The 678-nt window shown below is 45.9% G+C and carries 1 protein-coding gene; it reads right to left on the minus strand.

Annotated elements, in window-relative coordinates; translation table 11 throughout:
• A partial coding sequence (locus tag ACFS25_RS31535; RefSeq protein ID WP_381509164.1) for a helix-turn-helix domain-containing protein occupies positions 1-678 on the minus strand: 678 nt, incomplete at both ends.

Below are 678 nucleotides of genomic sequence, written 5' to 3' on the forward strand. Positions count from 1 at the left end.
TGAATTCAAGCGGAGACTGGTTGGTTTTATTTTTGAATAACTTGCTGAAGGATGGCAGGTGTTCGAAGCCTAGTTCATAAGCGATTTCGCTTACCGTTAGGTCAGTGGTAGACAGCTTTTGTTTGGCGAGGGTGATGAGTTTTTCCTGAATGTGTTGCTGGGTGCTTTGTCCGGTCAGTGTTTTGAGCAGGCCGCTTAAATAATTGGGGGACACGTTAAGTTTTTCGGAAACGTACTGAACCGACGGAGCCCCATGGAGCACCTGTTCATTTTGGTTAAAATAGTTGTCTAATAAGGCTTCTAATTGCGAAAGCACCCGATGACTACTGATACGTCGCGTAATGAATTGACGGTTGTAAAACCGATCAGCATAGCCAAGAAGTCCTTCCAGTTGGGCAATAATGATTTGATGAGAGAACTGATCGATATTGCCCTGGATCTCCCGACTAATGTTTTGACTGATTCCATGAATAATTTCCTCTTCTTTTTCCGACAGAAAAAGGGCCTCATGACAAGCATAGCCGAAAAAATCGTGGCGACTGATGTTTTTCGATAAAGGGGTGTTCCACAGAAAATCGGGATGGATCAGCAGCAGCCAACCCGATGGCTCGCCGGTTGTATCTTCGACCGTTTCTACGCGCAGCACTTGCCCGGGAGCCAGAAAGTACATAACGCCTT

The organism is Spirosoma flavum, assembly GCF_042686045.1.
In the GTDB taxonomy this organism is placed as follows: Bacteria; Bacteroidota; Bacteroidia; order Cytophagales; family Spirosomataceae; genus Spirosoma; species Spirosoma flavum.